Source organism: Pseudomonas machongensis (genome assembly GCF_034961125.1).
Classification (GTDB): domain Bacteria; phylum Pseudomonadota; class Gammaproteobacteria; order Pseudomonadales; family Pseudomonadaceae; genus Aquipseudomonas; species Aquipseudomonas machongensis.
Window position 1 is genome coordinate 45,829 of record NZ_JAYFUI010000197.1, and the last position, 25,650, is coordinate 71,478.

General features: G+C 63.7%; 22 protein-coding genes. 17 read left to right on the forward strand and 5 right to left on the reverse strand.

The window, feature by feature from the left end:
• The first annotated feature begins 80 nt into the window (after positions 1 to 80).
• Genes VA602_RS26045 through VA602_RS26055 form a run of 3 tightly spaced genes read left to right on the forward strand, consistent with a single transcriptional unit; the run spans position 81 to position 2,844 of the window.
• Positions 81 to 857: an ABC transporter ATP-binding protein gene (locus VA602_RS26045; protein ID WP_323454723.1), complete on the forward strand. Its 777-nt coding sequence runs from the start codon at positions 81 to 83 to the stop codon at positions 855 to 857.
• Entirely contained in the window at positions 854 to 1,822 is a 969-nt protein-coding gene (locus VA602_RS26050) for an ABC transporter substrate-binding protein (RefSeq protein WP_323454724.1), read from the forward strand. The genes VA602_RS26045 and VA602_RS26050 overlap by 4 nt, the downstream gene beginning before the upstream one ends.
• Positions 1,822 to 2,844 (forward strand): FecCD family ABC transporter permease, encoded by a 1,023-nt coding sequence (locus tag VA602_RS26055; RefSeq protein ID WP_200602403.1) that lies wholly within the window; start codon positions 1,822 to 1,824, stop codon positions 2,842 to 2,844. Before VA602_RS26050 ends, VA602_RS26055 begins: the two co-directional genes overlap by 1 nt.
• A 131-nt stretch (positions 2,845 to 2,975) precedes the next feature.
• Here VA602_RS26055 and VA602_RS26060 read toward each other — a convergent pair whose 3' ends face one another.
• Both VA602_RS26060 and ptrR read right to left on the reverse strand, forming a co-directional pair.
• Positions 2,976 to 3,497, reverse strand: coding sequence for an acyloxyacyl hydrolase (locus VA602_RS26060; protein ID WP_054890639.1), 522 nt, complete (start codon positions 3,495 to 3,497; stop codon positions 2,976 to 2,978).
• A gap of 230 nt (positions 3,498 to 3,727) precedes the next feature.
• Positions 3,728 to 4,591 carry a putrescine utilization regulator PtrR gene (gene ptrR / locus VA602_RS26065; protein ID WP_054890640.1) on the reverse strand — a complete coding sequence of 288 codons (864 nt, stop codon included), beginning with the start codon at positions 4,589 to 4,591 and terminating at the stop codon, positions 3,728 to 3,730.
• A gap of 118 nt (positions 4,592 to 4,709) precedes the next feature.
• On the opposite strand from ptrR, the gene VA602_RS26070 reads away from it, so the two are divergent.
• The 11 genes from VA602_RS26070 to VA602_RS26120 all read left to right on the forward strand — a co-directional run bounded on the left by VA602_RS26070 (position 4,710) and on the right by VA602_RS26120 (position 17,787).
• Entirely contained in the window at positions 4,710 to 6,095 is a 1,386-nt protein-coding gene (locus VA602_RS26070; RefSeq protein ID WP_323454725.1) for an aldehyde dehydrogenase family protein, read from the forward strand.
• A gap of 233 nt (positions 6,096 to 6,328) precedes the next feature.
• Positions 6,329 to 7,399: an enoyl-CoA hydratase/isomerase family protein gene (locus tag VA602_RS26075; RefSeq protein WP_054890642.1), complete on the forward strand. Its 1,071-nt coding sequence runs from the start codon at positions 6,329 to 6,331 to the stop codon at positions 7,397 to 7,399.
• Positions 7,400 to 7,416: 17 nt separating this feature from the next.
• Complete coding sequence (locus VA602_RS26080) at positions 7,417 to 8,568, forward strand: acyl-CoA dehydrogenase family protein (protein WP_125929948.1); 1,152 nt, start codon at positions 7,417 to 7,419, stop codon at positions 8,566 to 8,568.
• Between the two features lie 564 nt (positions 8,569 to 9,132).
• Complete coding sequence (locus tag VA602_RS26085; protein ID WP_323454726.1) at positions 9,133 to 10,194, forward strand: 3-deoxy-7-phosphoheptulonate synthase; 1,062 nt, start codon at positions 9,133 to 9,135, stop codon at positions 10,192 to 10,194.
• A 79-nt stretch (positions 10,195 to 10,273) separates the two neighbouring features.
• Positions 10,274 to 10,555 carry a peptidylprolyl isomerase gene (locus VA602_RS26090; protein ID WP_054890645.1) on the forward strand — a complete coding sequence of 94 codons (282 nt, stop codon included), beginning with the start codon at positions 10,274 to 10,276 and terminating at the stop codon, positions 10,553 to 10,555.
• Between the two features lie 163 nt (positions 10,556 to 10,718).
• Positions 10,719 to 12,518, forward strand: a complete 1,800-nt coding sequence (locus VA602_RS26095; protein WP_323454792.1) for an extracellular solute-binding protein — start codon at positions 10,719 to 10,721, stop codon at positions 12,516 to 12,518.
• Positions 12,515 to 13,573 carry a microcin C ABC transporter permease YejB gene (locus tag VA602_RS26100; protein ID WP_323454727.1) on the forward strand — a complete coding sequence of 353 codons (1,059 nt, stop codon included), beginning with the start codon at positions 12,515 to 12,517 and terminating at the stop codon, positions 13,571 to 13,573. Before VA602_RS26095 ends, VA602_RS26100 begins: the two co-directional genes overlap by 4 nt.
• Positions 13,573 to 14,589 (forward strand): ABC transporter permease, encoded by a 1,017-nt coding sequence (locus VA602_RS26105; RefSeq protein ID WP_323454728.1) that lies wholly within the window; start codon positions 13,573 to 13,575, stop codon positions 14,587 to 14,589. The genes VA602_RS26100 and VA602_RS26105 overlap by 1 nt, the downstream gene beginning before the upstream one ends.
• A 66-nt stretch (positions 14,590 to 14,655) precedes the next feature.
• Positions 14,656 to 15,426 (forward strand): 3-hydroxybutyrate dehydrogenase, encoded by a 771-nt coding sequence (gene hbdH / locus VA602_RS26110; protein WP_054890648.1) that lies wholly within the window; start codon positions 14,656 to 14,658, stop codon positions 15,424 to 15,426.
• A gap of 92 nt (positions 15,427 to 15,518) precedes the next feature.
• Positions 15,519 to 17,477 carry an acetoacetate--CoA ligase gene (locus VA602_RS26115; RefSeq protein WP_323454729.1) on the forward strand — a complete coding sequence of 653 codons (1,959 nt, stop codon included), beginning with the start codon at positions 15,519 to 15,521 and terminating at the stop codon, positions 17,475 to 17,477.
• Between the two features lie 34 nt (positions 17,478 to 17,511).
• Positions 17,512 to 17,787: a peptidylprolyl isomerase gene (locus VA602_RS26120; RefSeq protein WP_054890650.1), complete on the forward strand. Its 276-nt coding sequence runs from the start codon at positions 17,512 to 17,514 to the stop codon at positions 17,785 to 17,787.
• A 3-nt stretch (positions 17,788 to 17,790) separates the two neighbouring features.
• Here the strand turns inward: VA602_RS26120 and hisN are convergent, their stop codons facing one another.
• Entirely contained in the window at positions 17,791 to 18,582 is a 792-nt protein-coding gene (gene hisN, locus VA602_RS26125) for a histidinol-phosphatase (RefSeq protein ID WP_323454730.1), read from the reverse strand.
• A gap of 206 nt (positions 18,583 to 18,788) precedes the next feature.
• Between hisN and VA602_RS26130 the strand changes: the two genes are divergently transcribed.
• From VA602_RS26130 to VA602_RS26140, 3 genes are all read left to right on the forward strand, one after another.
• Positions 18,789 to 19,448 carry a helix-turn-helix transcriptional regulator gene (locus VA602_RS26130; protein ID WP_323454731.1) on the forward strand — a complete coding sequence of 220 codons (660 nt, stop codon included), beginning with the start codon at positions 18,789 to 18,791 and terminating at the stop codon, positions 19,446 to 19,448.
• A gap of 131 nt (positions 19,449 to 19,579) precedes the next feature.
• The gene (locus VA602_RS26135) at positions 19,580 to 20,911 is read left to right on the forward strand and encodes a hypothetical protein (protein WP_323454732.1); all 1,332 of its coding nucleotides are present in this window, start codon (positions 19,580 to 19,582) and stop codon (positions 20,909 to 20,911) included.
• An 88-nt stretch (positions 20,912 to 20,999) separates the two neighbouring features.
• Positions 21,000 to 22,298 carry a hypothetical protein gene (locus tag VA602_RS26140; RefSeq protein ID WP_323454733.1) on the forward strand — a complete coding sequence of 433 codons (1,299 nt, stop codon included), beginning with the start codon at positions 21,000 to 21,002 and terminating at the stop codon, positions 22,296 to 22,298.
• A gap of 55 nt (positions 22,299 to 22,353) precedes the next feature.
• Here the strand turns inward: VA602_RS26140 and VA602_RS26145 are convergent, their stop codons facing one another.
• Together VA602_RS26145 and macA are read right to left on the reverse strand one after the other, a co-directional pair.
• Positions 22,354 to 24,360, reverse strand: a complete 2,007-nt coding sequence (locus VA602_RS26145) for a MacB family efflux pump subunit (protein WP_323454734.1) — start codon at positions 24,358 to 24,360, stop codon at positions 22,354 to 22,356.
• A gap of 2 nt (positions 24,361 to 24,362) precedes the next feature.
• Positions 24,363 to 25,520: a macrolide transporter subunit MacA gene (gene macA, locus VA602_RS26150; protein ID WP_063544969.1), complete on the reverse strand. Its 1,158-nt coding sequence runs from the start codon at positions 25,518 to 25,520 to the stop codon at positions 24,363 to 24,365.
• Between the last annotated feature and the right edge of the window lie 130 nt (positions 25,521 to 25,650).

Below are 25,650 nucleotides of genomic sequence, written 5' to 3' on the forward strand. Positions count from 1 at the left end.
CGCGGCAGCCGCACGCCCGCGACAGCTGCGCGCACCTCCACCGTACGGGTATCACTCACCCTGCGACGGTTGGTTCATCCATGTCATGCCCTACCCTGCATATCCAAGGCCTGCACTGGTCACCGCACAGCGGTGGGCAGCCGCTGCTGGAGGGCATCGACCTGCGGATCGGCGCCGGTGAATTCGTCGGCCTGATCGGCCCCAACGGCAGCGGCAAGACCAGCCTGCTGCGCTGCGCCTACCGTTTCAATCGCCCCATCGCCGGGCAGGTGCACCTCGATGGCGAGGATATCTGGCAGCGCAACCCACGCTGGGTCGCCCAGCGCATCGCGGTGATGCTGCAGGAGTTTCCCGAAGACTTCGGCTTGAGCGTGCGTGACGTCGTAGCCATGGGCCGTACCCCACACCTGGGCTGGTTCGACGGTGATGGCGACGCGAGTCTGATCGACGACACCCTGGCCAGGCTCGACCTGCTGCCGCGCGCCCTCGATGCCTTCATCTGCCTGTCGGGCGGAGAAAAACAGCGCGTGCTGCTGGCCCGGGCACTGGTCCAGCAACCTCGGCTGCTGATCCTCGACGAACCGACCAATCACCTCGACCCACGCTTCCAGCTGGCGCTACTTCAGCAATTGCGCAACACCGGCCTGAGCCTGCTGGCCAGCTTCCACGATCTGAACCTGGCCGCCGCCTTCTGCGATCGGCTGTACGTGATCGATGCCGGGCGCATCGTCGCCCACGGCACGCCAGGGCAGGTGCTCACCGAGCAGTGCCTGGCGGAGGTGTTCGGCGTGCAGGCCCTGGTCGACCGCCACCCGCTGGCCTCCCATCCACGCATTACCTGGATCAGCCCCGCATGAAATCGCTGCTCACCAGCCTGGCCCTGCTGGCCGCCCTGCCGCTGGCCGCCGAGGCCGACAACTATCCACTGACCGTGCGCAGTTGCGAACGCGACGTCACCTTCACCCATGCGCCGCAGCATGCCGTCAGCCACGATATCAATCTCACCGGCATGCTCCTCGCGCTCGGCCTGCGCGACCACATGGCCGGCTACAGCGGTATCAGCGGCTGGAAAACCCTTGACCCAAGCCTGCGCGAAGCACTGCAAGGGCTGCCAGAGCTGGCGCCGCGCTACGTGTCGGTAGAAAACCTGCTCGATGCCAACGCCGACTTCTTCCTCGCCGGCTGGAGCTACGGCATGCGAATCGGCGGGCCGGTCACCCCACAGACCCTCGCGCCCTTCGATATCCCGGTGTACGAACTGAGCGAGTCGTGTTCCTGGATCATGCCGCAACGCCAGGCCAGCCTCGACGATCTCTACCGCGACCTGGACAACCTTGGCCGCATCTTCGATGTGCGCGAGCGCGCTACCGCGCTGGTCAACCAGTTGCGCCAACGCGTCGAGCGCGTCGCAGCGCAGATGGCCGAGGTCAAGCAACGGCCGCGCGTATTCCTCTACGACAGTGGCGAAGACCGCCCCACCACCTCCGGGCGCCTGGGGATGCCCCAGGCGCTGATCAGCGCTGCGGGGGGCGATAACGTCATGAGCGATGTCGCCGCCAGCTGGACCCAGGTGAACTGGGAAAGCGTGGTGGAACGCGATCCGCAGGTGATCGTCATCGTCGACTATGGGCCCACCAGTTGGCAGCAAAAACGCGACTTCCTTCTACAGCACCCGGCACTGGGCAGTGTCGAGGCGATCCGCAAGCAGCGTTTCGTGGTGCTGTCGTACCTGGAGGTGACACCGTCGGTGGAGAACGCCCAGGCCATCGAGACCCTGGCCACGGCCTTGCATCCGCAGCAGTTCGCCGAGGCCCGCCGCTGATGCCGATTCGCAGCCCTGCGGGCTATCGCCTGCTGATCGTTTCGCTGCTGCTGGCCTTGCTGCTGTCGTGCCTGCTGTCACTGGGGTTCGGCTCGGCGCAGGTCGAACTGGGCAAGGTGGTTGGCATTGTTTTGCAGCAGGTGGGGCTGGGGCCAGGCGGCGACTGGAGCCGCGGCCAGGCGCAGATCATCTGGCAGATCCGCGCGCCGCGCGTGCTGCTGGGGGCGCTGGTCGGTGCAGGGTTGGCGCTGGTCGGCGGCGCCTTGCAGGCGGTGACCCGTAACCCCCTGGCCGACCCGCACCTGCTGGGGGTCAGTTCCGGGGCGGTATTCGGTGCAGTGCTGGTGGTGCTGTTCCTCGGCCCGTTCGCCGGAGCCTTCAGCCTGCCCCTGGCCGCGTTCATCGGCGCGTTGGGCAGCATGCTGCTGGTACTCGGCGTGGCCAGTCGTGGTGGGCGCCTGGAAAGCGATCGCCTGCTGCTGGCCGGGGTGGCGGTGTCGTTCGTGGTGATGGCCGCCGCCAACCTGCTGCTCTACACCGGCGACCCGCATGCTGCCGCCTCGGTGATGTTCTGGATGCTTGGCGGCCTGGGCCTGGCACAGTGGTCGCTGCTGTGGCTGCCGACCGTTTGCGTACTGGCGGGCTTCGTGCTGTTGATGAGCCTGGCACGGGCGCTGAACGCGCTGATGAGTGGCGAGCAGACCGCTGTCAGCCTGGGCTTCGACACCCGGCGCGTGCGGGCCAAGGTGTTCGTCGGCACAGCGTTGCTGACCGGTGTGCTGGTGTCGCTGTCGGGCGCCATCGGTTTCGTCGGCCTGATGCTGCCCCACGTCGCTCGCCGCCTGGTGGGTGCCGAACATCGCCGGCTGCTGCCGGCTTGTGCCTTGCTCGGGGCGCTGTTCATGATTTGGGTCGATGTCGGCGCACGCACGCTGATCGCCCCGCAGGATCTGCCGATCGGCATCGCCACGGCAGCCATCGGCGGGCTGTTCTTCATCCTCTTGCTGCGACGCAAGGCCTGAGATGAACGAGACCTGCGGACTGCTCGCCGGCCCTGACCTGGCAGAGGGCTCGTCTAGCCACGCCTTCAGCCAGGGCTAGCATGGCGCGCCAGTGCACCGTCGGACCGATACCGACGGTGCACAGGCAGCGCTTAGAAGCCGGCGCTGTAGAACAGGGCGTACGACTCGATGCCGTCGTTCGGCTGCTTGATGCCGGCGTTGGAGTAATGCGTGGCGCGAATACCGATCTTCTGCTGACCCGGCAGCTTCAGGCCGAAGCCGATGCGGTCTTCGAAGTTGACCGACGAGCCCAGCTTCTGATCACCGACGTCGGTCTTGGAGAAGGCGGCCAGGCCGATACCGGCCTCGATGAACGGGACATAGCCCGAATCGCCGAACTCATAGACGAATACCGGGCTGAACGACAGGGAGTGGGCGCCGCTGTAGTCGCCACCCTCCCAGTAGGTGTAGGCGCCATCCCAGTAACCGGTCAGGTGACCGGTGCTGCTCTGCAGCCACTTCTTGTCCCAGTCGAACGACAGGCCGATGCGATAGGTCATGTCGCCCTGGCTAGTGGCGCCCACGGCACCGGAGATTTGCGCGGCCTGGGCCAGGTTGGCACCGGCCAGAGCCAGTACTGCGGCGGCCAGCGAGGTGGCAAGACGGGTTTTCATCAATGACTACTCCAGAAGGTCTTCACGGGCAGGTGCCCTGGTGGGTCGTGCCTGCAGCAAGTGGAGGCTTGGCCTCTCGTTCTTCGCTTGCGCCCCAGGCCATCCCACCTGGGGTCACAAGTAGTAATACTTTTCTGATTATCGTCAGTAGCGATGAAAGATGAAAGTCATTTGCCACTATCGAATAGGAAAAAAGTTAGCAAGGTATCGGTTTTTTCGCCTTGACCCTCTCAGCCGGCCTGCTCCTCCAGCAGGCGGATGAACATGCTCAGGCTGCGTGACACCGTACCGCGACGCCACACCAGCCAGGTCTTGAGGTAACGAAAGTCCTCGGACAACGGCCAGGCGCTGACCGTACTGGCGCCGGGCATGCTGTCGAGCATGCTGCGCGGCATCAGTGCCAGGCCTGCACCAGCGCTGACACAGGCGAGCATGCCGTGGTACGACTCCATCTCGTGGATCTTGCCCGGGACGGCCTTGTCCTTGACGAACCAGCTCTCGAAATGATGCCGGTACGAGCAGTTGGCACGGAAGGCGTAGATGCTTTCGCCGTTGACATCCTGGGCGCGACTGACCGGGGCGTGGTTCAAGGGTGCGATGACCATCATCTCCTCCTCGAACACCGGCATGCCCTCAAGTGTCGGATGCAGCACCGGGCCGTCGACGAAGGCTGCCACCAGCCGCCCGGACAGCACCCCTTCGAGCATGGTCCCCGACGGGCCAGTGGAGAGATCCAGATCGACCTTCGGATAACGCTGGTTATAGGCCGCCAGCACCGTAGGAATGCGCACCGCTGCGGTGCTCTCCAGCGAGCCGAGGGCAAAGGTGCCTTGCGGGTCTTCGCCGGCCACGGTCGAGCGCGCCTCCTGCACCAGCTCCAGGATGCGCCGGGTGTACTCCAGGAAGTTCCAGCCCGCCGGAGACAGGCGCAGGCGGCTCTTTTCGCGGATGAACAGCTCCACCCCCAGGTCTTCTTCGAGCTGCTTGATACGGGTGGTCAGGTTCGACGGCACCCGATGGATGTGTTGGGCGGCAGCGCTGATGCTGCCGTGTTCGGCCACGGCCTTGAACATCTCCAGTTGCACCAGGTCCACAGTCTTTCTCCATTCGTGAATGTTTCGCTCATTATTATTCAGTTTTCATTAAAGGCGCACGCCACTAGTCTGGCCTTCAGTCGAATACGACACCGCCAAGACAACAAGAGGACCCGCCATGAGCGAGATCAGCAGCCTGACCCATGCCATTTCCGTCGACCCGTACAGCGGCGAACAGATTGGCGTCTACCCCTACGACACCGATGCCGCACTGGACGCAGCCCTGCAACGCGCCAAGGCCGGCTACGCCCAGTGGCGCCAGGTGTCGCTGGGTCAGCGCAGCGAATACCTGATCGCTCTGGCCAACGCACTGCAGGCCAACCACGAGGCCTTCGCGGTGATGATCACCCGCGAAATCGGCAAGCCGATCGCCCAGGCCCGTGGCGAAGTGACCAAGTGCATCGGCCTGTGCCAGTGGTACGCCGAACACGGCCCGGCCATGCTCGCCCCCGAGGCCACCCAGATCGAAAAAGCGCGTATCGAATACCGCCCACTCGGCCCTATCCTCGCGGTGATGCCGTGGAACTTCCCGATCTGGCAAGTGCTGCGTGGCGCCGTCCCTGCCCTGCTGGCCGGCAACACCTATGTGCTCAAGCACGCGCCGAACGTGATGGGCAGCGCCTACCTGCTGGCCGAGCTGTTCAAGCAGGCTGGCTTGCCGCAAGGCGTGTTCGAGGTGGTCAACGTCACTCCGGATGGCGTCACCCGCGCGATCAATGACCCGCGCATCGCCGCCATTACCCTCACCGGCAGCGTGCGTGCCGGCATGGCCATCGGCGCCCAAGCGGGCGCAGCGCTGAAGAAGTGCGTGCTCGAACTGGGCGGCTCCGATCCGTTCATCGTGCTGGCCGATGCCGACCTCGATGCCGCCGTCAAGGCTGCAGTGATCGGCCGCTACCAGAACACCGGCCAGGTCTGCGCCGCGGCCAAACGCTTCATCGTGGAAGACAGCATCGTCGAGGCCTTCACGCAGAAGTTCGTGGAAGCGACCCGCGCCCTGAAAATCGGCAACCCACTGCAGGACGACACTTACATCGGCCCGATGGCCCGATTCGACCTGCGCGACGAGCTCGATGGCCAGGTTCAGGCAACCCTCGCCGAAGGCGCCACGTTGCTGCTGGGCGGCAAGAAAGTCGAAGGCAGCGCCAACTTCTACGAGCCGACCGTGTTCGCCAACGTGACCCGCGACATGACTGCCTTCAAGCAGGAGCTGTTCGGCCCGGTGGCGGCGATCATCAGCGCCCGTGACGCCGAACACGCGATAGAACTGGCCAACGACAGCGAGTTCGGCCTGGCGGCGACGATCTATACCGCCGACCTGGCAAAGGCAGAGCGTATGACCTCGGCGCTGGACACCGGCGGTGTGTTCATCAACGGCTACTGCGCCTCCGACCCCCGCGTAGCGTTCGGCGGCGTCAAGAAGAGCGGTTTCGGGCGTGAGCTGTCGCACTTTGGTGTGCGCGAGTTCTGCAACGTGCAGACGGTGTGGCTGGATCGTAACTGAGGCGAGTGCGCGTCGCTCTTTTCGCGGGCAAGCCCGCTCCTTGTAGGAGCGGGCTTGCCCGCGAAAAGGGCAGCACCCACACAGCAGATTCCTGATCATCTGCCACAAAAATGCACCCCTCCCCTGCAGATTTACCAATTGTGTCAGGCAAATACGCATGGCAGGATCCGTTGATCCTCCAGCGTACTTCCAGACTTACCTTGGAAAATCAATAACAAAGCAGGGAGACCGCGATGACCGCGCACGCTCAACCAACGGCCACGGATCATGTTCTGGCCGACACCCGCAATCACATCGGCCACCTGACACTCAACCGTCCCTCCGGCCTCAACGCCCTGACCCTCGACATGGTGCGCAGCCTGCAGCATCACCTCGACGCCTGGGCGCAGGATCCGCAAGTCAAGGCCGTTGTACTGCGCGGCGAAGGCCCCAAGGGTTTCTGCGCCGGCGGCGACATCCGCTCGCTGCACGACAGCTTCAAGTCCGGCAGCGACCTGCATGAACGCTTCTTCGTCGAGGAATATGCCCTCGACCTGTGCATCCATCATTACCGCAAACCCATCCTGGTACTGATGGACGGCTTCACACTCGGTGGCGGCATGGGCCTGGCCCAGGGCGCGGACCTGCGCATCGTCACCGAACGCAGTCGTCTAGGGATGCCCGAAGTCGGTATCGGCTACTTCCCCGATGTCGGCGGCAGCTACTTCCTTTCGCGCATCCCTGGCGAGCTAGGGATCTACCTGGGTGTCAGCGGCGCGCAGATCCAGGCCGCCGATGCGCTGTACTGCGGGCTGGCGGACTGGTATGTGGACAGCGCAAAGCTGGCCGCGCTGGACGAAGGCCTGGACCATCTGAACTTCGGCGACCAGCCACTCAAGGATCTGCAAGGTCTGCTCGCCAAACTTGGCTCGCAGATATTGGAAGACGCGCCCCTGGCCAAACTGCGCCCGGCCATCGATCACTTCTTCGCCCTGCCCGACCTGACCAGCATCATCGAGCAACTGCGCGCCGTGAGCATCGGCGACAGCCGCCCCTGGGCGCTGGCCACCGCCGATCAGCTGGAAACCCGTTCACCACTGGCGATGGCGGTTACCCTGGAGATGTTGCGTCGCGGTCGCCGCCTGAGCCTGGAAGAATGCTTCGCCATGGAGCTGCACCTGGACCGCCAGTGGTTCGCCCATGGCGACATCATCGAGGGCGTGCGTGCGCTGATCGTCGACAAGGACAAGCAGCCCCGCTGGAACCCGCCCACACTCGCCGCGCTGTCGCGCCAGCGGGTCGATCAATTCTTCGAAGGCCTGTGAGCCCGGGAGTACACAGCATGCAAGACCTGGAACTGAGCGAAGAACAGATCATGATCCGCGACATGGCCCGGGACTTTGCCCGTGGCGAGATCGCGCCCCATGCCCAGGCCTGGGAGAAGGCTGGCTGGATCGACGATGACGTGGTCCGCGCCATGGGTGAGCTGGGCCTGCTGGGCATGGTCGTGCCCGACACCTTCGGCGGCAGCTACACCGACTACGTCGCCTATGCCCTGGCGGTAGAAGAAATCTCGGCTGGCGACGGCGCGACCGGTGCGATGATGAGCATCCACAACTCGGTCGGCTGCGGCCCGCTGCTGGCTTATGGCAGCGCTGAGCAACAGCAGCAATGGCTGCCGCGCCTGGCCAGTGGCGAAGTGATTGGCTGCTTCTGCCTGACCGAGCCGCAGGCCGGCTCCGAAGCCCATAACCTGCGCACACGCGCCGAGCTGGTGGACGGCCACTGGGTCATCAGCGGCGCCAAACAATTCGTCAGCAACGCCCGCCGTGCGGGGCTGGCCATCGTCTTTGCCGTCACCGATCCGGAGCTGGGCAAGAAGGGCCTGTCGGCGTTTCTGGTAGAGACCGACAACCCAGGCTTCAAGGTCGATCGCAGCGAACACAAGATGGGCATCCGCGCCTCTGACACCTGCGCAGTCACCCTCGACAATTGCCGCATCCCGGCCGCCAACCTGCTGGGTGAGCGCGGCAAGGGCCTGGCCATTGCCCTGTCCAACCTCGAAGGCGGACGCATCGGCATCGCCGCCCAGGCCCTGGGCATTGCCCGTGCCGCGTTCGAGGCCGCGCTGACCTATTCGCGCGAGCGTATCCAGTTCGGCAAACCGATCAACGAGCACCAGAGCATCGCCAACCTGCTGGCCGACATGCAGGTGCAGGTCAACGCCGCACGCCTGCTGATCCTCCACGCCGCGCGCCTGCGCACGGCCGGCAAGCCATGCCTGTCGGAAGCCTCGCAGGCCAAGCTGTTCGCCTCGGAAATGGCCGAACGGGTGTGCTCCATGGCCATCCAGGTGCATGGCGGCTATGGGTATCTAGAGGACTATCCGGTGGAAAAGTACTACCGCGATGCGCGCATCACACAGATCTACGAGGGCTCGAGCGAGATTCAGCGGATGCTGATCGCGCGCGAGCTCAAGCATTACCCGCTGTGATAGCGCGCACCCGGGGCCGCGCCGCTGCCCCGGATTATCATCGCGATAGCATTTATCCATTGAACACAGCGTTACAGGTGCAGTAAGCTCGACCCCATTCACTGGAGAGCAACATGTCGAAACATACCTGCAATCACGCCAACACCACCGGTCGCACCTCGCGCCCTGTGCTGGCCGTTGCCGGTCGTACCGTCGCCTGCTCCTATTTTGGGTATTGGTTTAGCCACTAGGCGCCGATACCCACACGGCGCCCACCTTCGAGGGGCCGCCGAACATGAGAATACTCAAACCCCCGGTCGGCTCCCCGACCGGGGGTTTTGCGTTTCCAGGCCCTGAAAAACATTCATTCGTTCCGAGGACAGATTCATGAACTACACCAGCTACCCCTACGCAGACACCTACGCCTGGCGATTTAGCCAATCCCGCTCGGGCCAGCCTGCCGCCTCCGTACGGTCCATCACTGGTGGCGACGCTGCACACAGTAATCATCCGAATACCTGTCGAACACCTCGATAGGGCCGACCGCGCGGGAAGCACCCGCCGTCCGCCCAGGGAAACAACGCCATGCAAGCTTCGAATCTCGCTCTGCCACTGACCCAACCTGCCGCTGCCAACGCCTCCGTCAGCCAGCGTCTGCCAAGCCCCCACCTGCTCAAGCAGCAGATGCCGCTTTCCAGCGAACTCGCCCAGCAAGTCCACGCCCATCGCCAGGCCGTGCGCGCCATTCTCGAAGGCCGCGACCCACGCCTGCTGGTGATCGTCGGCCCCTGTTCGATCCACGACCCACGCTCGGCCCTCGAATACGCCGACCGTCTGGCGGCCCTGAGCCGTGAAGTCGATGACAAGCTGCTGCTGGTGATGCGTGCCTACGTGGAAAAACCGCGCACCACCGTCGGCTGGAAAGGCCTGGCCTACGACCCGCACCTGGACGGCAGCGACGACATGCATGCCGGTATCGCCCTGTCCCGAGGCCTGATGCTGGGCATGCTCGAACGCGGCTTGCCGATCGCCACCGAACTGCTCCAGCCGATGGCCGCGGGCTATTTCGATGACCTGCTGAGCTGGGCGGCCATCGGCGCGCGTACGACTGAATCACAGATTCACCGTGAGATGGTCAGCGGCCTGGAGCTGCCGGTCGGCTTCAAGAACGGCACCGACGGTGGTGTCGCCATCGCCACCGACGCCATGCGCAGCGCCGCGGCGCCGCACCGCCACTTCGGCATGGATGCGCAAGGCTACCCGGCGATCATCGAGACCTTCGGCAATCCAGACACCCACCTGGTGCTGCGCGGCGGCCACAAGGGCCCGAACTACGATGCCGACAGCATCGCCCTGGCCCGCCAGGGGCTGGCCAAGGCCGGGCTTGCGGCGCGAATCATGGTCGATTGCAGCCACGCCAACAGCGGCAAGGATCCGGCGCGTCAGCCCGCGGTATTCGAAGATGTGCTGAACCAGCGCCTGGCCGGTGACACCTCGATCGTCGGCGTGATGCTCGAGGGGCACCTGTTCGACGGCTGCCAGGCGCTGGGCAAGGGCGCGTTGAAATACGGCGTGTCGATCACCGATGGTTGCCTGGGCTGGGATTCGACCGACGCCTTGCTGCGCCGGGCGGCAGATCAGTTGTAGGAGGCTAACGGCAAGCCTTGCGAGACATTTCGCCGCCAATTGCGCTAGGCTTGCCGTTTCACATCAAGGAGCAGTTCCCATGGCACGTGCCACCGCCCGCCACATCCTCGTCAGCAGCGAAGAGAAGTGCAACGAACTCAAGGCTCAGATCGAAGCCGGTGCCGACTTCGGCGAAATCGCCAAGGCCAACTCCACCTGCCCGTCCAGCCGCCAGGGCGGTGACCTGGGCTCCTTCGGCCCAGGCCAGATGGTCAAGGAATTCGACACCGTGGTGTTCAGCGCGCCAGTCAACACCGTGCAAGGCCCGGTCAAAACCCAGTTCGGCTACCACCTGCTGGAAGTGACCAGCCGCCAGGACTGATTCGGTCTTGTTCGCCCGCCCCTGCAGCGCCCTTGTAGGAGCGGGCTTGTCCCGCGCCAGGGCCAGTACCGTCACCTCCTGCGTCTCGCAGCTCCCGATCGCGGGGCAAGCCCGCTGCTGCCGGGGGCTGAGCCTTCTGTTGGTCGGATGCTTGCTGTCATGCCTGGCATTGACCACCCAGGCCGCGCCCTCCCACGCCCTCACCGTCTACGGTGAAGCGCCGCGCTACCCCGCCAACTTCTCGCACTTCGACTACGTCGACCCGCACGCCCCCAAGGGCGGCAGCTTGCGGCGCTCGGCCATCGAGATTGGCCAGTTCGACCATATCCTGCCGTATATCGACAAGGGCACCGGCGTCAGCGAGGTCGATGGCTGGCTGTATGCACCGCTGGCAGTCCGCTCGTTCGATGAGCCGTACACGGTCTATGGCTTGATCGCCCGCCGGATGGAGCGTGGTCCGGACGACGCCTGGTTGCGTTTCGAAATCGACCCGCGTGCCACTTTTGCCGACGGCACACCAGTGCGCGCCGAGGATGTGCGTTTCACCTTCGAGCTGCTGATGAGCCAGGGCAGCCTCAAATACCGCACGCAGTTCGCCGAGGTTGCCGGGGTCACCGTGGAAGGCCCGCGCAGCGTTCGCTTCGACTTCAAGCAACCCCATGGCCGCACCCTACCGCTGGACCTGGCAAGCCTGCCGGTACTGCCGGAACACGACTGGCAGGCACGCGACTTTGCCAATGGCGCCGGGTTCGAGAAACCGGTAGGCAGTGGCCCCTACCGCATCAGCCGGATCGACAACGGCCGCAGCATCACCTTCGAGCGCGACCCCAACTGGTGGGCCAGGGACCTGCCAGTCAACCGCGGGCGCTTCAACTTCCAGCGCTTGCGCGTCGAGTACTTCGGCGACACCGAGGTTGCCCGCCAGGTACTCAAGGGCGGCGGCTACGATTACAACCGTGAGTTCTCCGCCACCGCCTACACCCTGGGCTACAACGGCGCCCAGCTCGACGACGGCCGCCTGCAGCGCGCCCACCTGGGCCCTGCCAAGCCCCAGAACGCCCAGGGTTTCGTGTTCAACCTCGACAAGCCGGTGTTTCGCGACCGCCGTGTACGCCAGGCGCTGGCCATGCTCTGGGACTTCGAGTGGAGCAACCGGCAGATGATGCGCAACCTCTACATCCGCCAGCAAAGCCTGTACTCCAACACCCCGCTCGCAGCACGCGAGCTGCCCGACGCCGAGGAACTCAAACTGCTCGAACCGCTACGCGGCCAGATCCCCGACGAGGTCTTCAGCCAAGTGTTCACGGCACCGGTGACCGATGGTTCGGGCATCATCCGCAAACAGCAGTTGCAAGCGCTGGAACTACTCCAGGCCGCCGGCTGGCGCCCTGAAGGCGACCGCCTGGTAAACGCCGAAGGCACACCGCTGAGCTTCACCTTCCTCAACGGGCAATCGGGTCTTGAGCGCCTGCTCTTGCCCTGGAAGCGCAACCTGGCGCAAATCGGCATCGAGCTGAATATCCGCAATGTCGACTCGGCCCAATACATCACCCGGCTGATGGCCCGCGATTACGACATGGTCGTGACCGGCTACCCGGTGACGCTGTCACCCGGCTCGGAGCAATACAACTACTTTGGTTCCGCCGCCGCCAACGACCCTGGTTCGAACAACCTCATGGTGCTCAAGGACCCGGCGGTCGACCACCTGCTCGATGGCCTGGTACGCGCCTCGACCCAGGCCGACATGCTGCGCCATGCCCACGCCCTGGACCGGGTGCTGCAGTGGAACTACTACTGGATTCCAAACTATTACCCGCCCGGCAGCTCGACCGTCTGGTGGAACCGCTTCGGCCTGCCCAAGGTGCAGGCCGCTTACGACGAAGGCCTGGATACCTGGTGGGAAGTCAGCCCGACGGCACTGACCGACCAGCAGATGGCCGAACGCCTCAAGGCCAAGCCATGACAGCCTATATCCTGCGGCGCCTGCTGCTGATCATCCCGACCTTGCTGGCGATCCTGCTGGTCAACTTCGCCATCGTCCAGGCCGCCCCCGGCGGCCCGGTGGAACAGGCCGTGGCACGCCTGCAAGGCATCGGCGGCGGCGCCCCCGGCGCGCAGGTCGAAGTGGTGCAGGGCGAGTCCCGCGCCAGTCGTGGGCTCGACCCCAAGCTGATCGAGGAGATCAAGCGCCAGTACGGCTTCGACAAGAGCGCCCCGGAACGCCTGTGGCTGATGCTCGGCCAGTACGCCCGTCTCGATTTTGGCCAGAGCTTCTTCCGTGGCGCCAAGGTCACCGACCTGATTCTCGACAAGTTGCCCGTCACCCTGTCACTGGGCTTCTGGGCGACGCTGATCACCTACCTGGTCTCGATCCCGTTGGGCATCCGCAAGGCTGTGCGCCACGGCAGCCGCTTCGATGCCTGGAGCAGCGCGCTGATCGTGGTTGGCTACGCACTGCCCTCGTTCCTCTTCGCCCTGCTGCTGATCGTACTGTTCGCCGGCGGCACGTCGCTGAACTGGTTCCCGGTGCGCGGGCTGGTTTCGGAAGACTTCGACCAACTGAGCCTGCTGGGCAAGGTCGCCGATTACTTCTGGCACCTGGTGCTGCCGGTCGGGGCCTTGGTGATCGGTGGGTTCGCCACCCTCACCCTGCTGACCAAGAACGCCTTCCTCGACGAGATCTCGCGCCAGTATGTGGTCACCGCCCGGGCCAAGGGCTTGAGCCAACGCCGGGTGCTGTACGGCCATGTGCTGCGCAATGCCATGCTGCTGGTGGTGGCCGGGGTGCCGCAGGCGTTGATCACGGTGTTCTTCGCTGGTTCGCTGCTGATCGAAGTGATCTTCTCGCTCGACGGCCTCGGGCGCATGAGCTACGAGGCGGCCGTCTCGCGGGATTACCCGGTCGTGTTCGGCACCCTGTTCATCTTCACCCTGGCAGGCTTGCTGATTCGTCTGGTCGGCGACCTGTCGTACACCTTGCTCGACCCGCGCATCGACTTCGACACGAGGGCGCACTGATGCTCTCGCCTGTCGCCCGGCGCCGCCTGCAGCGTTTTCGCCATAACCGCCTGGGCTGGGTTTCGCTGTGGCTGTTCGCCGCCCTCCTGCTGCTGAGCCTGGGTGCAGAGCTGGTGGCCAACGACAAGCCGCTGCTGCTTTCGTACAAGGGCGAGCTGTACACCCCGGCACTCAAGCGCTACACCGAGCAGCAGTTCGGCGGTGAGCTGCCCTTCCAGCCCGACTACCGCAGCGCCTATGTACGCCAATTGATCGAAGGCCAGGGCGGCTGGATGCTGTTCGCCCCCATCCCCTTCAGTGCCGAGACGCCCAACTACGACCTGCAGGTGCCCACCCCCAGCCCGCCCAGCGCCAGCAATTGGCTGGGCACCGACGACCAGGGCCGCGACGTGCTCGCACGGGTGCTGTATGGCACCCGGATTTCCTTGCTGTTCGCCTTCGCCCTGACCCTGGTCAGCGTGCTGATCGGCGTCGCCGCCGGCGCGCTGCAGGGCTACCACGGCGGCTGGGTCGACCTGCTCGGCCAGCGCCTGCTGGAGGTTTGGTCGGGGTTGCCGGTGCTGTATCTGCTGATCATCCTGTCCGGCTTCGTCGAACCGAATTTCTGGTGGTTGCTGGGGATCATGGCGCTGTTCTCCTGGCTGACCCTGGTCGACGTGGTACGCGCCGAGTTCCTGCGCGGGCGCAACCTGGAGTACGTCAAGGCCGCCCGTGCACTGGGCCTGCCTGACACCCAGGTGATGCTGCGGCATATCCTGCCCAATGCCATGAACGCCACACTGACCTACATTCCGTTCATGCTGACCGGTGCCATCACCACCCTGACAGCGCTGGACTTCCTCGGCTTCGGCATGCCGGCCGGCACCGCGTCGCTGGGTGAGCTGGTGACCCAGGGCAAGCAGCACCTGCAAGCTCCCTGGCTGGGCTTCACCGCATTCTTCGCGCTGGCGGTGATCCTGTCGCTGCTGGTATTCATCGGCGATGCGCTGCGCGAGGCGTTCGACCCGCGGCGCTGATTCGGCCCTCGACTGAAAGACACACTGATCGTTTCAACGCTATCGGCATCGTGTAAGGAGCGGCATATGACTCTAGACGGCAAGACGGCACTCATCACCGGATCCACCAGCGGTATCGGCCTGGGCATCGCCCAGGTACTGGCCCGGGCGGGTGCCAACATCCTGCTCAACGGTTTCGGCGATCCACAACCGGCGCTCGCCGAGATCGCCCGCCACGGCGTGAAGGTCGCCCACCATCCGGCCGACCTGTCCGAGGTGACGCAGATCGAGGCCCTGTTCGCCCTGGCCGAGCGCGAGTTCGGCGGCGTCGACATCCTCGTCAACAACGCCGGCATCCAGCACGTCGCGCCGGTGGAAGCCTTCCCGGTGCAGAGCTGGGACAAGATCATCGCCTTGAACCTCTCGGCCGTGTTCCACGGCACCCGCTTGGCCCTGCCGGGCATGCGCGAACGCGGCTGGGGGCGCATCATCAACATTGCCTCGGTGCACGGCCTGGTGGGTTCCACCGGCAAGGCCGCCTACGTGGCGGCAAAACACGGAGTGATCGGCTTGACCAAGGTGGTGGCGCTGGAAACCGCGACCAGCAACGTGACCTGCAATGCCATCTGCCCCGGCTGGGTGCTGACCCCGCTGGTGCAGAAGCAGATCGACGACCGCGCAGCGGCAGGCGGCGACCCTCGGCAGGCCCAGCATGACCTGCTGGCCGAAAAACAGCCCTCGCTGGCCTTCGTCACCCCCGAGCACCTGGGCGAGCTGGCGCTGTTCCTGTGCAGCGAGGCCGGCAGCCAGGTGCGTGGCGCCGCCTGGAACGTGGATGGCGGCTGGTTGGCGCAGTAAGGTCTAGAGTTCAATCAGGGACCGTCTTGAATGTACCTTCAAGACGGCGCCTGGCAGGCCGTGTCGATGCCCCACCGACCGAGGAGGTTCGCATGAGCGACGTACTGTGGCGCCCCAGCCCCGCGAAGATCCAGGCCAGCCGAATGGACCACTTCCGCCGCCAGGTGAACCAGGACCTTGGGCTGCAGCTCGCCAACTATGCAGACCTGCACCGCTGGAGCATCGAGCAGCGCGAATCGTTCTGGCAGAACCTCTGCGCGTTCTTCGAAGTGCGCTGGCACAGTCTGCCCTCGCAGGTGCTCAGCGAAGGCGCGCAGATGCCGGACGCGCGTTGGTTCGCAGGTGGCACACTCAATTATGCAGAACACCTGTTGCGCCGGCGCGACACGCATCCGGCGCTGATCGCCGTGCGTGAGGACGGCACACGCGAGGTACTCAGCCACCGTCAACTGGCCGCCGAGGTCGCCGGCCTGCAACGCGCCTTCAAGGCCCTCGGCATCCAGCCAGGCGATCGTATCGCCGCGATCATGCCCAACACCTGGCAAACGCTGGTGGCCATGCTTGCCAGCGCTAGCCTGGGGGCGGTCTGGTCCAACGCCTCCCCCGAGTTCGGGCTGCACGGCATCATCGATCGTTTTGGCCAGATCGCGCCCAAACTGCTGATCGCCTGTGCCGGTTATCACTATGCCGGCAAGGTCATCGACCAGGTGGAGAAGATCAACCAGGTCTGCACCCAGTTGCCGGCGCTGGAGCACCTGCTGGTCGTGCCCTACACCCGCGAGCAGACGCGCACCGATGAGTTCGTCGGCCTCGAGGTCAGCCTCTGGCAGGACGTCTATCAGGCCGGCGGCGAACCTGAGTTCACCGCCCTGCCTTTCGACCACCCGCTGTACATCCTCTACTCCAGCGGCACCACCGGCGTGCCCAAGTGCATCGTCCACGGTGCCGGAGGCGTTCTGCTGCAGCATCTGAAAGAACATGGCCTGCACAACGATCTGAAGGCCGATGACGTGATGTTCTACTACACCACCTGTGGCTGGATGATGTGGAACTGGTTGGCCAGCGGCCTGGCGGTCGGTGCCACCCTGGTGCTGTACGACGGCTCGCCGCTGCACCCGGGCCCCGAACGCCTGCTCGACCTGATCGACGCCGAAGGCATCCAGGTATTCGGCACCAGCGCCAAGTACCTGGCCACCCTGGAACAGCAAGGCCTGGTGCCGATGCGCAGCCATCGTCTCGACAGCCTGCGCCTGTTGCTTTCCACTGGTTCGCCGCTGTCGCCGCACAGCTACGATTACGTCTATCGTCAGATCAAGCGTGAAGTGTGCCTGGTGTCGATGTCCGGCGGTACCGACATCGTTTCATGCTTCGTGCTGGGTAACCCGACCTTGCCAATACGGCGCGGGGAAATGCAATGCCGGGGCCTGGGCATGGCCGTGCAGGTGTGGAACGAACGACGCGAGGCGGTGGTGGGTGAGAAAGGTGAGCTGGTCTGCACCCGTCATTTCCCGTCGATGCCGTTGGGGTTCTGGGGCGACAACGACGGCAGCCGCTATCACGAGGCTTACTTCAGCCTGTTTCCTGGCGTATGGGCGCAGGGTGACTACGCCGAAGAGACCGCCAGCGGCGGCCTGGTGATCCACGGGCGCTCCGACGCAGTGCTCAACCCCGGCGGCGTGCGCATCGGTACGGCAGAGATCTATCGCCAGGTGGAGAAGGTCGAGGAGGTGGTCGAGAGCATCGCCATCGGCCAGGACTGGCAAGGCGACGTGCGTGTGGTGCTGTTCGTGCGTCTGCGCGAGGGGCTGCAACTGGACGACGACCTGTGCCAGCGTATCCGCCAGGTGATACGCCAATACACCACGCCGCGCCATGTGCCAGCGGTGATTGCTCAGGTGCCAGACATCCCACGCACCGTCAGCGGCAAACTGGTGGAGCTGGCGGTGCGCAACGTGGTGCACGGGCTGGCGGTGAAGAACACCGATGCCCTGGCCAACCCCGAGGCGCTGGCGCATTTCCGTGACCGCGCCGAGCTGCGCGATCAGGCATAATGGCGCCCTTTTTTGCCCGAAGCACAGGTGTCACATGAAAGCACAAGCGCGCCATATCCTGGTCAAGACCGCCGATGAGGCCGAACAACTCAAGCAACGCCTGGCCAAGGGCGAGGCGTTCGACGTGCTGGCGAAGAAGTTCTCGACCTGCCCGTCAGGCAAGCGCGGTGGTGACCTGGGCGAGGTGCGTCCTGGCCAGTTGGTCGGGGCCATCGACCAGGTGATCTTCAAGAAGGCCCTGCGCGTGGTGCATGGGCCGATCAAGACCAAGTTCGGTTATCACCTGGTGCAGGTGTTCTACCGCGACTGAGCGTTACATCGCTGCGCGCAACATCTCCACCACCTGGGCATGAAGCGCTGGGTCGCCGCAGGCCACGATGCAGCCACCGTTCTGCGCCGAGCTGCCATCCCACGCGGTGATCACACCGCCCGCCCCTTCGATGATCGGCATCAGTGCCTGCACGTCATAGGGCTGCAGGCTCGCCTCGACGATCACATCGACAAACCCCGACGCCAGCATGCAATAGGCATAGCAGTCGCCGCCATAACGCATCAGCCGCGCCTGCCCGGCCACGTGTTCGAATGCCGCCTTGCGCGCCGGGGTATCGAACATGTCCGGTGTCGTGCACATCAGCGTGGCCGCCTCGAGCGACCCACAGGTGCGGGTCTTCAGCGGCGCACCGCTACGCCAGGCGCCCTCGGGCGTACCGACGAAACGCTCGCCGGTAAAGGGTTGGTTCATCACCCCCACCACTGGCTGCTGGCCATCGTTCAGCGCAATCAGCGTGCCCCACAGCGGCAGGCCGGTGATGAAGGCCCGGGTGCCATCGATCGGGTCCAGCACCCAGGTCAACGGGCTGCTGCCTTTCGCCACGCCCTGCTCCTCGCCCAGGATGCCATGCGTCGGATATCGCGCCTGGATCAACGCACGCATGGCGTCTTCGGCGGCTTTGTCCGCCACGGTCACCGGATCGTACAGGCGCCCGCCCTTGTCCTCGACCTCCAGGCTCGCGCGAAAATACGGCTGGATCGCCAGCGCAGCGGCGTCGGCCAGTTGCTCGGCAAAAGCACGAAACTCTGCGATCTGCTCAGCGTTCAGGGACATGGGACCGGCCTCGTAGAAAAAAGGCGGCCATGATACCCCAGCACGGCGTCGCAGGCGCACAGGCACCTCACTTTCGGGCATGGGGTTATGACCATTTCATCAAGCGGTAGCTGAATCGTTGTACTAGGATAGCAAGCAGTCGCGCCCAAATACTGGCTAAAAGCCATATCGTGACTTTCGGATGACCGCTACTCATGGACGATACGATGAATTCGCACCTGCTCTTTCCGCAGATCGGCAAAGTCATTGCCAGCACCGGCAGCCGCCAATTCCCGCGCCTGCTGCACGACCTGATCCAGACCCACCTGAGCATCGATGCCACGCATATCCGCCAGGTGCGCCTGGCCTCACCCGGTTTGCACGACAGCACCACCCTGCTCAGTGAAACCGTGTTCAGCGCCAGAGAACCCGCCTGCGACGAGCTTCTGGACCCGGCCCGTCTGCATCTGGTGCGCCGCACTGCCGACTATCACTACGAACTGCACATCCTGCGCGCTGATCGCGCAAGTTTCTCGCCGCGCGAGCGCGACTGCCTGCAGGACATCTCGCCGCTGTTGCTGCCCATGCTGCAAAAGCACCTGGATGCCTTGCAGCCCAGCATCAGCGAACGCCCGACAGGCGACAGCCTGCAGGAGCGTTTCCGCGAGCGCCTGAGCCAGACCGGCCTTGCCCTGTCAGAACGGGAAATGCAGGTCTGCCTGGGCCTGCTGGCCGGTCATACCGCACCGCAACAGGCCGAACTGCTGCAGTTGAAGGTCAATACGGTGGAAAGCTACCTGCGTCGCGCGGCGATCAAGTTGGGGATCAGCGGGCGGCATTCGTTGATGCGCTGGATGTATGGCGCCCATTCCTCGATACACCCCTGAGCGCCCCGCTACCGGGGCATTCAACCCCCGCAGTCGATGTGGCGCAGTGCCACCTATCATTTTTGCCAGTTGGAGCAGCACATCGACTGCGCTAGTTTCGACGCCATCCTGACACGATGGAGCTCACCACCATGTCCGTGCAATCTTCCGGCACGCCTGACCATGCCTACGGCACGCAAGGAGTGGCCAATATTCCGGCCGAACCTCCCTATAACCCGGACGTGGCCTCTCTCCAAGTCGGGCCATCAACCCTCGACGCCAAAGGGCGGCTGGTGGTATTCGGCCGTAACCCCGCAGACTCCAGCCCAGGATTGCTCACCCGGCTCAACGCCGATGGCCAGTGGGACGAAAGCACCGGCCATGTGGTCGTAGACGCTGCGAATCTGCCCGATGAGGCACTGGACTTCAAAGGGCTTGTCGGCGCCACGATCGATGGCCAGCAGACCTACTTCGCCGTTGGCGTGCCCACCTATTTCGATGCCGACTTCGAACGGTATCTGAACTTCGTCGGTATCAGCCGTTTTGATGAAAGCTTCCAACCGGTAACGTCCTTTGGCGATAACGGTCATGCTTTACCAGACCCGGGCGAAGGTTGGCAGAAGGGTGACGTAGGCGACACCAAGAAGCATCAAGTGAAGCACTCGACGAAAGCGCTTCTGTCGTCCGAGGAGCGCCCTCTGGTATTAGCGAACGGCTTGTTGCGAGCCATCTTCCCCTACACCCTCGGCGACGGGAACGACGAGCACACTCAAAGCTGGTTGGCGGTCTTCAACCCCCTGACTGGCAAGCTGGCACCTGAGCTCGGCGAGGCGCGTGATCTCGGCATGTTGCCACTGACCGACAAGGCTGGTTTTTCGTTGCGGGTCTTGCGTGCGCACTTCTTCGCCGACGGTAGTTTCCTGGTGCTGGCAGAAAACGCCAGCCAGCGAGTCATCGTGAGGCGTTATGACCGGCACGCCATCGCCGATGAACGCTTCAATGATGACCAGGGCCAGCGGGACCTGTTCGCCGTTCAAGCAAGCATGCGCCTCGGCATGTTCGCAAGGAACGGCCGGATCGCTGTTTCCCGGGGCGTGGAATTCCAGCTCCAACAGGCCACGACAGTGTTCGTGCTGACCGAGTCCGGGACGAACGACACGACCTTCAATAGCGGCCAGCCCCTGATGCTCGGCAGCGATGGCCATGGCCTGGCCCTGGGCGAGCTTCACATTGATGATCAGGATCGCATTGTGCTTGGTGGCGCCCTGCTGACCGCCATCAACGTCGGCCGTTTGCATGTGTATCGCCTGACACGGTCGGGAGAGTTCGACAGCGCCTTCGGCAACCAGGGCCTCTTTGACGGCGGCCCTGACTTCAGGACGGCGAACAAGGTGTTTGCCAGTGAGCACGGCATACACATCCTGACGCTGTTCCCTACCAGCGGCGCGTACTTCCTGGAAAGGGTACTCAAGCTGCACGGCTGACCGGCTTCTGCAGCAACCTGCGTACCGCAGATTCTTACCAGTACGGTAAATAGTTCCTACCGCTTACCACCCCAGGAGAGTAAGTCTCATGAAAAAGACAGAAGATATTGGTAACGCAGGGCAACTGGACCCGGATTTCGGAGATGGGGGCGTCCTAGATCTGAAGATATTCAGTGATCGGCGTGAATTCGAAATCCTCGACTCCGCAGACCTGCAAGATGGCCGGAGCGTGCATGTTGTCCGGGCTTACGACGATGAAGAGTACTACCTGGTCACCTTCGACAAACACGGCGCACTGATCCATCGGGAACAGGTCATCCTGCCCTATGAAACTTTGCCGGACCGAGCCCTTTCTTTCCGCATCAAATACAGCCAGCTCGATCGTGTAGCCTGTTACTTGCCGAATGTATTCTGGCCATCCGAAGATGAAGCCGACCCCATCATATACACTTCGGCCGTTGGTTGTTTCCTACCAAATCTGAAACCGCAGCCAGAGTTCGGTGAAAATGGCATTGCGACAATTACACCCGCAGACTTGGGCGAGAAAAGCGCCAATCTCAACACGACGCCCAAGTTTGAAGCGCTCGACGCCGACCATGCCGAGGCGTCAGTAAAACGACTCTACCAAGTGACCAGTGGAGAGGCCCAGCTCATTAACGGCGCTATGTGGTCAGTATCCAGCAGCTATCACGAATTTAGAGAACCGCCGTTCGAAAGTTGGATTTCAAAATTTGACGAAGTCACCGGAAAGTTGCTCTCGGCTCACCGACTAGAGCCCCTTGGAAGCACGACATGGGAGCCGGCAGATGTCCATTTCCTCAAGGACGGTGGGTTTATTATGTTGGCCTACAGAGAACAACAAGGCTACCTGACGAAGTTCACTGACACGGGGATGCTTGACACGGCATTTAACAAATCGGGCTACGTTGAAATACCGGGTCTTAATTATCAAAACAGCTGCATGCACGTGCATCGAGGTCGAATCCTGATTGCCTCTACGGAGCGGGTAGAGAACGCTGAGTCACTGTTGACGTTGGATGCGTATCTCTTGACAGGACAACGTGACAGTACATTCCAGCGTAAAAGCGAGGTGGTAAAAGACTCGGTGATTATTTCCTCGCCACATATCGCCGTCGATGCGAAGAGCCGTATCCTCGTCGGCTTCACCAGTAGCATGATTTTCGGTACGTCCCCTGCGCCCTTTGCAGCCATGATCTATCGATTCGATTGGGCTGGCAACGCGGACCTGTCGTTTGGCGACGCCGGCAGGTTCGTGCATCATAATGCGGTGCAATTCAGACATATGTTTTTGAACGGCAGTGAAATCCGTGGCGTAGCCAGATGGTTTGATAGCCAGAAGCCTTTTATGTTCAAAGTTCTCGGTTAGGTCCTGCATTGATCGTGTCGCTGACGCCCCCTCGCGTCAGCGACTGCCGTTCAGTTCAATCACGCGCCAAGGCTTCGATCGGGTCCAGTCGCGCGGCGTTTCGTGCGGGCACGAAGCCGAACACGATGCCGATCAACGTCGAACAGGCGAACGCGGTGGCAATCGAGGCCGGCGAGAACACCATCTCCCACTGTTTGACGAACAGTGTGAACAGATAGCCGATCCCGTACGACAACGCGATCCCCACCAGCCCGCCGAACAGGCAGACCATCACCGCCTCCACCAGGAACTGCTGGCGAATGTCCGACTGCCGGGCACCGACGGCCATGCGGATGCCGATCTCACGGGTACGTTCGGTGACCGACACCAGCATGATGTTCATCACCCCGATACCCCCCACCACCAATGAAATCACCGCAATCAACGACAGCAGCAGGGTCAGCGAACGACTGGTCTTCTGCACCGTCTGCATGATGCTGTCGAGGTTGTTGGTGAAGAAGTCCTTGGTGCCATGGCGCTGCAGCATCAAGGTGTTGACCTCCTCCTCCACCCGCTTGCTTGGCATGCCGTCCTTGATCCGCACGCTGATGCTGTCCAGGTGGCGCTGCCCCAGCAGGCGCCCGGCAGCGGTTTCGTAGGGCACCCAGACGTTCAGCGCGTTGCTGGCAGCGAACAGGTTCTTGTTCTCGGTGGTCACGCCGATCACCGTGCACGGCAGATTGCCGATCAGGATCACCTGCCCGAGCGGGTCTACCCCCTCGCCGAACAGCCGCAAGCGCGTGTTGTGGTCGATCACCACCACTTGCGCCTGGCGCCGGGCATCGCTTTCGCTGAAGGCGATGCCGGCGGCCAGGTTGATGTTGCGTACCTGGAAGTAGCGTTCGCTGACGCCATTGAGCTGTACGTCCAGGTCCAGGTTGCGGTAGCGCACCAGCATGCTGCGGCCGATTACCGGCGTTGCACTGTCGACGTAATACAGTTGGTTGAGCGCAGTGACGTCGGCCAGCACCAGGGTTTCGATGGCCTTGGCCCTGCTGTCACCGAAGTTGCTGCCCGAATAGATGTCGATGGTGTTGCTGCCGATCGCCTGAATATCCTTGAGCACATAGCCTTTTGCGCCCTCGCCGATTGCCGAGATCGACACCACCGAGGTGATGCCGATGACGATGCCGAGCATGGTCAGCAACGTGCGCATTCGGTGCGAGATCAACGCGATCCAGGCCATGTTGAACGCTTCACGGAACAACCCCAGGCTGGCCACCAGTCGCCGCGGCGGACGGGCCTTGCGTTGCGGCTCGGGGATGGCCGCATCGGGCGCAGTCTGCCGCGTGTTGCGCTGATCACTGACGATTTGCCCGTCGCTGACTTCGATGATGCGCTCGGCATGGGCTGCGACCTTGGGATCGTGGGTCACCAGGATCACGGTGTGCCCGGCGGCGTGCAGCTCCAGCAGGATGGCCATCACTTCCTTGCCGCTGGCCGTGTCGAGGGCGCCGGTAGGCTCGTCCGCAAGGATCACCTCGCCGCCGTTCATCAAGGCCCGGCAGATACTCACCCGCTGTTGCTGGCCGCCCGACAGTTGGCTGGGGCGATGCGTCAGGTGCCCGGCCAGGCCAAGGCGCCTAAGCAGTTCCTGGGCCCGCTCGTGGCGCTGGGCCTGGGGCGTGCCCGCATACACCGCCGGGATCTCGACATTGCGCAGGGCGTCCAGGTGCGGCAGCAGGTGATAGCGCTGGAAGATGAAGCCGAAATGGTCGCGGCGCAGCGCTGCCAGCGCCTCATCGTCCATGTCGCGGGTTTCCTGGCCGCCCACCTGATAGGAACCGGCGCTGGCGTGGTCCAGGCAGCCAAGGATGTTCATCAGCGTCGATTTGCCCGAGCCCGACGCGCCAATGATCGCCACCAACTCGCCCGCGTCGATTTCCAGATCGATATGGCGCAGGGCGAGAAACTCGCGGTCTCCCGCCATGAAACTGCGGCTCACGCCCTCCAGGCGCAGCAGCGGCTGGCCGGCTTCGACGGCGGTGGTGCGCTGCGAGGCCAGTTCGACGTTCATGTTCATGCTCATGCCCCCGCCGCATCGCCGATGGGCTCACCGATCACTACCCGGTCGCCCTCGTCCAGCCCCTGCCTGATCTCGACCCTGACATTGTTGTTGATCCCGGCCTGCACCTGGCGCACCTGGGCAAAGCCCTTGGCGTCGACTACCCGCACCGGGAAGCTGCCGTCGCCACTGCGCGGCCCGAGCGCCGCCACCGGCACACTGAGCACCGCCTCGGCGGTGGCCAGCACGATGCGTACCTGAGCGGTCATGGAAATGCGCAGGCGGTGGTCTGGGTTGGGCACCTCGAACAAGGCGTTGTAGAACACCGCGGTGTTCTGCTTTGGCGCAGCGGCGCCGCTCTTGTCGGTGCTCTCCAGGTAGTTCTGCGGCGCAGGCTCCGTGCCGCGCAAGGTCGCGTAGTAGCGTTTGTCTTCGCCCAGGATGGTGAAGTACACCTGCTGGCCGGGGCTGATATGGATCACGTCGGCTTCGGAGACCTGCGCCTTGACCGTCATGGTATCCAGGTCGGCAAGCTTGAGGATCACCGGCGCCAGTTGCTGGGCGATCACGGTTTGCCCTTCCTGGGTGACGATACCCACCACATCGCCGTCGATGGGTGCACTGATGCGGGTGTAGTCGAGGTTGACCTTGGCCGTGTCGATCTGCACCTGGGCACTCTTGATCTGCGCGTCCAGCGAATGCAGGGTCGCCTGCTGCACCTGGTATTCGGACTCGGCGTTTTCGAAGTCCTGGCGCGAGATCGACTCGTCGTCCTGCAACGCACTGTAGCGCTCGTAGACCCGGCGGGTCTGGTTGACACGGGCCAGTGTCGAGCGCCGCTCGGCCTGCAGCTTTTCTTCATCGACCTGGGCCTGGCGCAGCGTGTTGCGCAGCACCAGCGGATCGATCTCGGCGAGCCACTGGCCCTTGGTCACCTTGTCGCCCAGCTTGACCTTCAGCGAGCGCAACTGGCCGGAAACCTGGGCACCGACATCGACCTGGCGGATACCCTCGAGCACGCCGGTGGCCAGCACCGCGTTCTCGATGTCACCACGCTCGACCGTGGCAGTGATGTAGCGTGGCGGCGTGGCCGGGGCCTGTACCGCGTACAACGTGATCCCGGCCACCAGTGCCAGGGCACAGCCCAGGCTTATCTTGCGAAATCTGCTCTTGTCCATAAATGCTCGTTCATCCGTTCCAAAGGCCTGCGTGCCACACCGCCCCTTGTGGGGGCGGGCTGGCCTCGCAATCACCGGGCAAGCCGATGCCAGATACTACGGTGCTGCAATCGCGGGCCCAGCCCGCACC

What these genes read in the sequence shown, in the direction of transcription:
- VA602_RS26045 (WP_323454723.1), top strand. Translation starts at nt 81, where the DNA reads ATGTCATGCCCTACCCTGCATATCCAAGGCCTGCACTGGTCACCGCAC.
- VA602_RS26050 (WP_323454724.1), top strand. Translation starts at nt 854, where the DNA reads ATGAAATCGCTGCTCACCAGCCTGGCCCTGCTGGCCGCCCTGCCGCTG.
- VA602_RS26055 (WP_200602403.1), top strand. Translation starts at nt 1,822, where the DNA reads ATGCCGATTCGCAGCCCTGCGGGCTATCGCCTGCTGATCGTTTCGCTG.
- VA602_RS26060 (WP_054890639.1), bottom strand. Translation starts at nt 3,497, where the DNA reads ATGAAAACCCGTCTTGCCACCTCGCTGGCCGCCGCAGTACTGGCTCTG.
- VA602_RS26070 (WP_323454725.1), top strand. Translation starts at nt 4,710, where the DNA reads ATGAGCGAGATCAGCAGCCTGACCCATGCCATTTCCGTCGACCCGTAC.
- VA602_RS26075 (WP_054890642.1), top strand. Translation starts at nt 6,329, where the DNA reads ATGACCGCGCACGCTCAACCAACGGCCACGGATCATGTTCTGGCCGAC.
- VA602_RS26080 (WP_125929948.1), top strand. Translation starts at nt 7,417, where the DNA reads ATGCAAGACCTGGAACTGAGCGAAGAACAGATCATGATCCGCGACATG.
- VA602_RS26085 (WP_323454726.1), top strand. Translation starts at nt 9,133, where the DNA reads ATGCAAGCTTCGAATCTCGCTCTGCCACTGACCCAACCTGCCGCTGCC.
- VA602_RS26090 (WP_054890645.1), top strand. Translation starts at nt 10,274, where the DNA reads ATGGCACGTGCCACCGCCCGCCACATCCTCGTCAGCAGCGAAGAGAAG.
- VA602_RS26100 (WP_323454727.1), top strand. Translation starts at nt 12,515, where the DNA reads ATGACAGCCTATATCCTGCGGCGCCTGCTGCTGATCATCCCGACCTTG.
- VA602_RS26105 (WP_323454728.1), top strand. Translation starts at nt 13,573, where the DNA reads ATGCTCTCGCCTGTCGCCCGGCGCCGCCTGCAGCGTTTTCGCCATAAC.
- hbdH (WP_054890648.1), top strand. Translation starts at nt 14,656, where the DNA reads ATGACTCTAGACGGCAAGACGGCACTCATCACCGGATCCACCAGCGGT.
- VA602_RS26115 (WP_323454729.1), top strand. Translation starts at nt 15,519, where the DNA reads ATGAGCGACGTACTGTGGCGCCCCAGCCCCGCGAAGATCCAGGCCAGC.
- VA602_RS26120 (WP_054890650.1), top strand. Translation starts at nt 17,512, where the DNA reads ATGAAAGCACAAGCGCGCCATATCCTGGTCAAGACCGCCGATGAGGCC.
- hisN (WP_323454730.1), bottom strand. Translation starts at nt 18,582, where the DNA reads ATGTCCCTGAACGCTGAGCAGATCGCAGAGTTTCGTGCTTTTGCCGAG.
- VA602_RS26130 (WP_323454731.1), top strand. Translation starts at nt 18,789, where the DNA reads ATGAATTCGCACCTGCTCTTTCCGCAGATCGGCAAAGTCATTGCCAGC.
- VA602_RS26135 (WP_323454732.1), top strand. Translation starts at nt 19,580, where the DNA reads ATGTCCGTGCAATCTTCCGGCACGCCTGACCATGCCTACGGCACGCAA.
- VA602_RS26140 (WP_323454733.1), top strand. Translation starts at nt 21,000, where the DNA reads ATGAAAAAGACAGAAGATATTGGTAACGCAGGGCAACTGGACCCGGAT.
- VA602_RS26145 (WP_323454734.1), bottom strand. Translation starts at nt 24,360, where the DNA reads ATGAACATGAACGTCGAACTGGCCTCGCAGCGCACCACCGCCGTCGAA.
- macA (WP_063544969.1), bottom strand. Translation starts at nt 25,520, where the DNA reads ATGGACAAGAGCAGATTTCGCAAGATAAGCCTGGGCTGTGCCCTGGCA.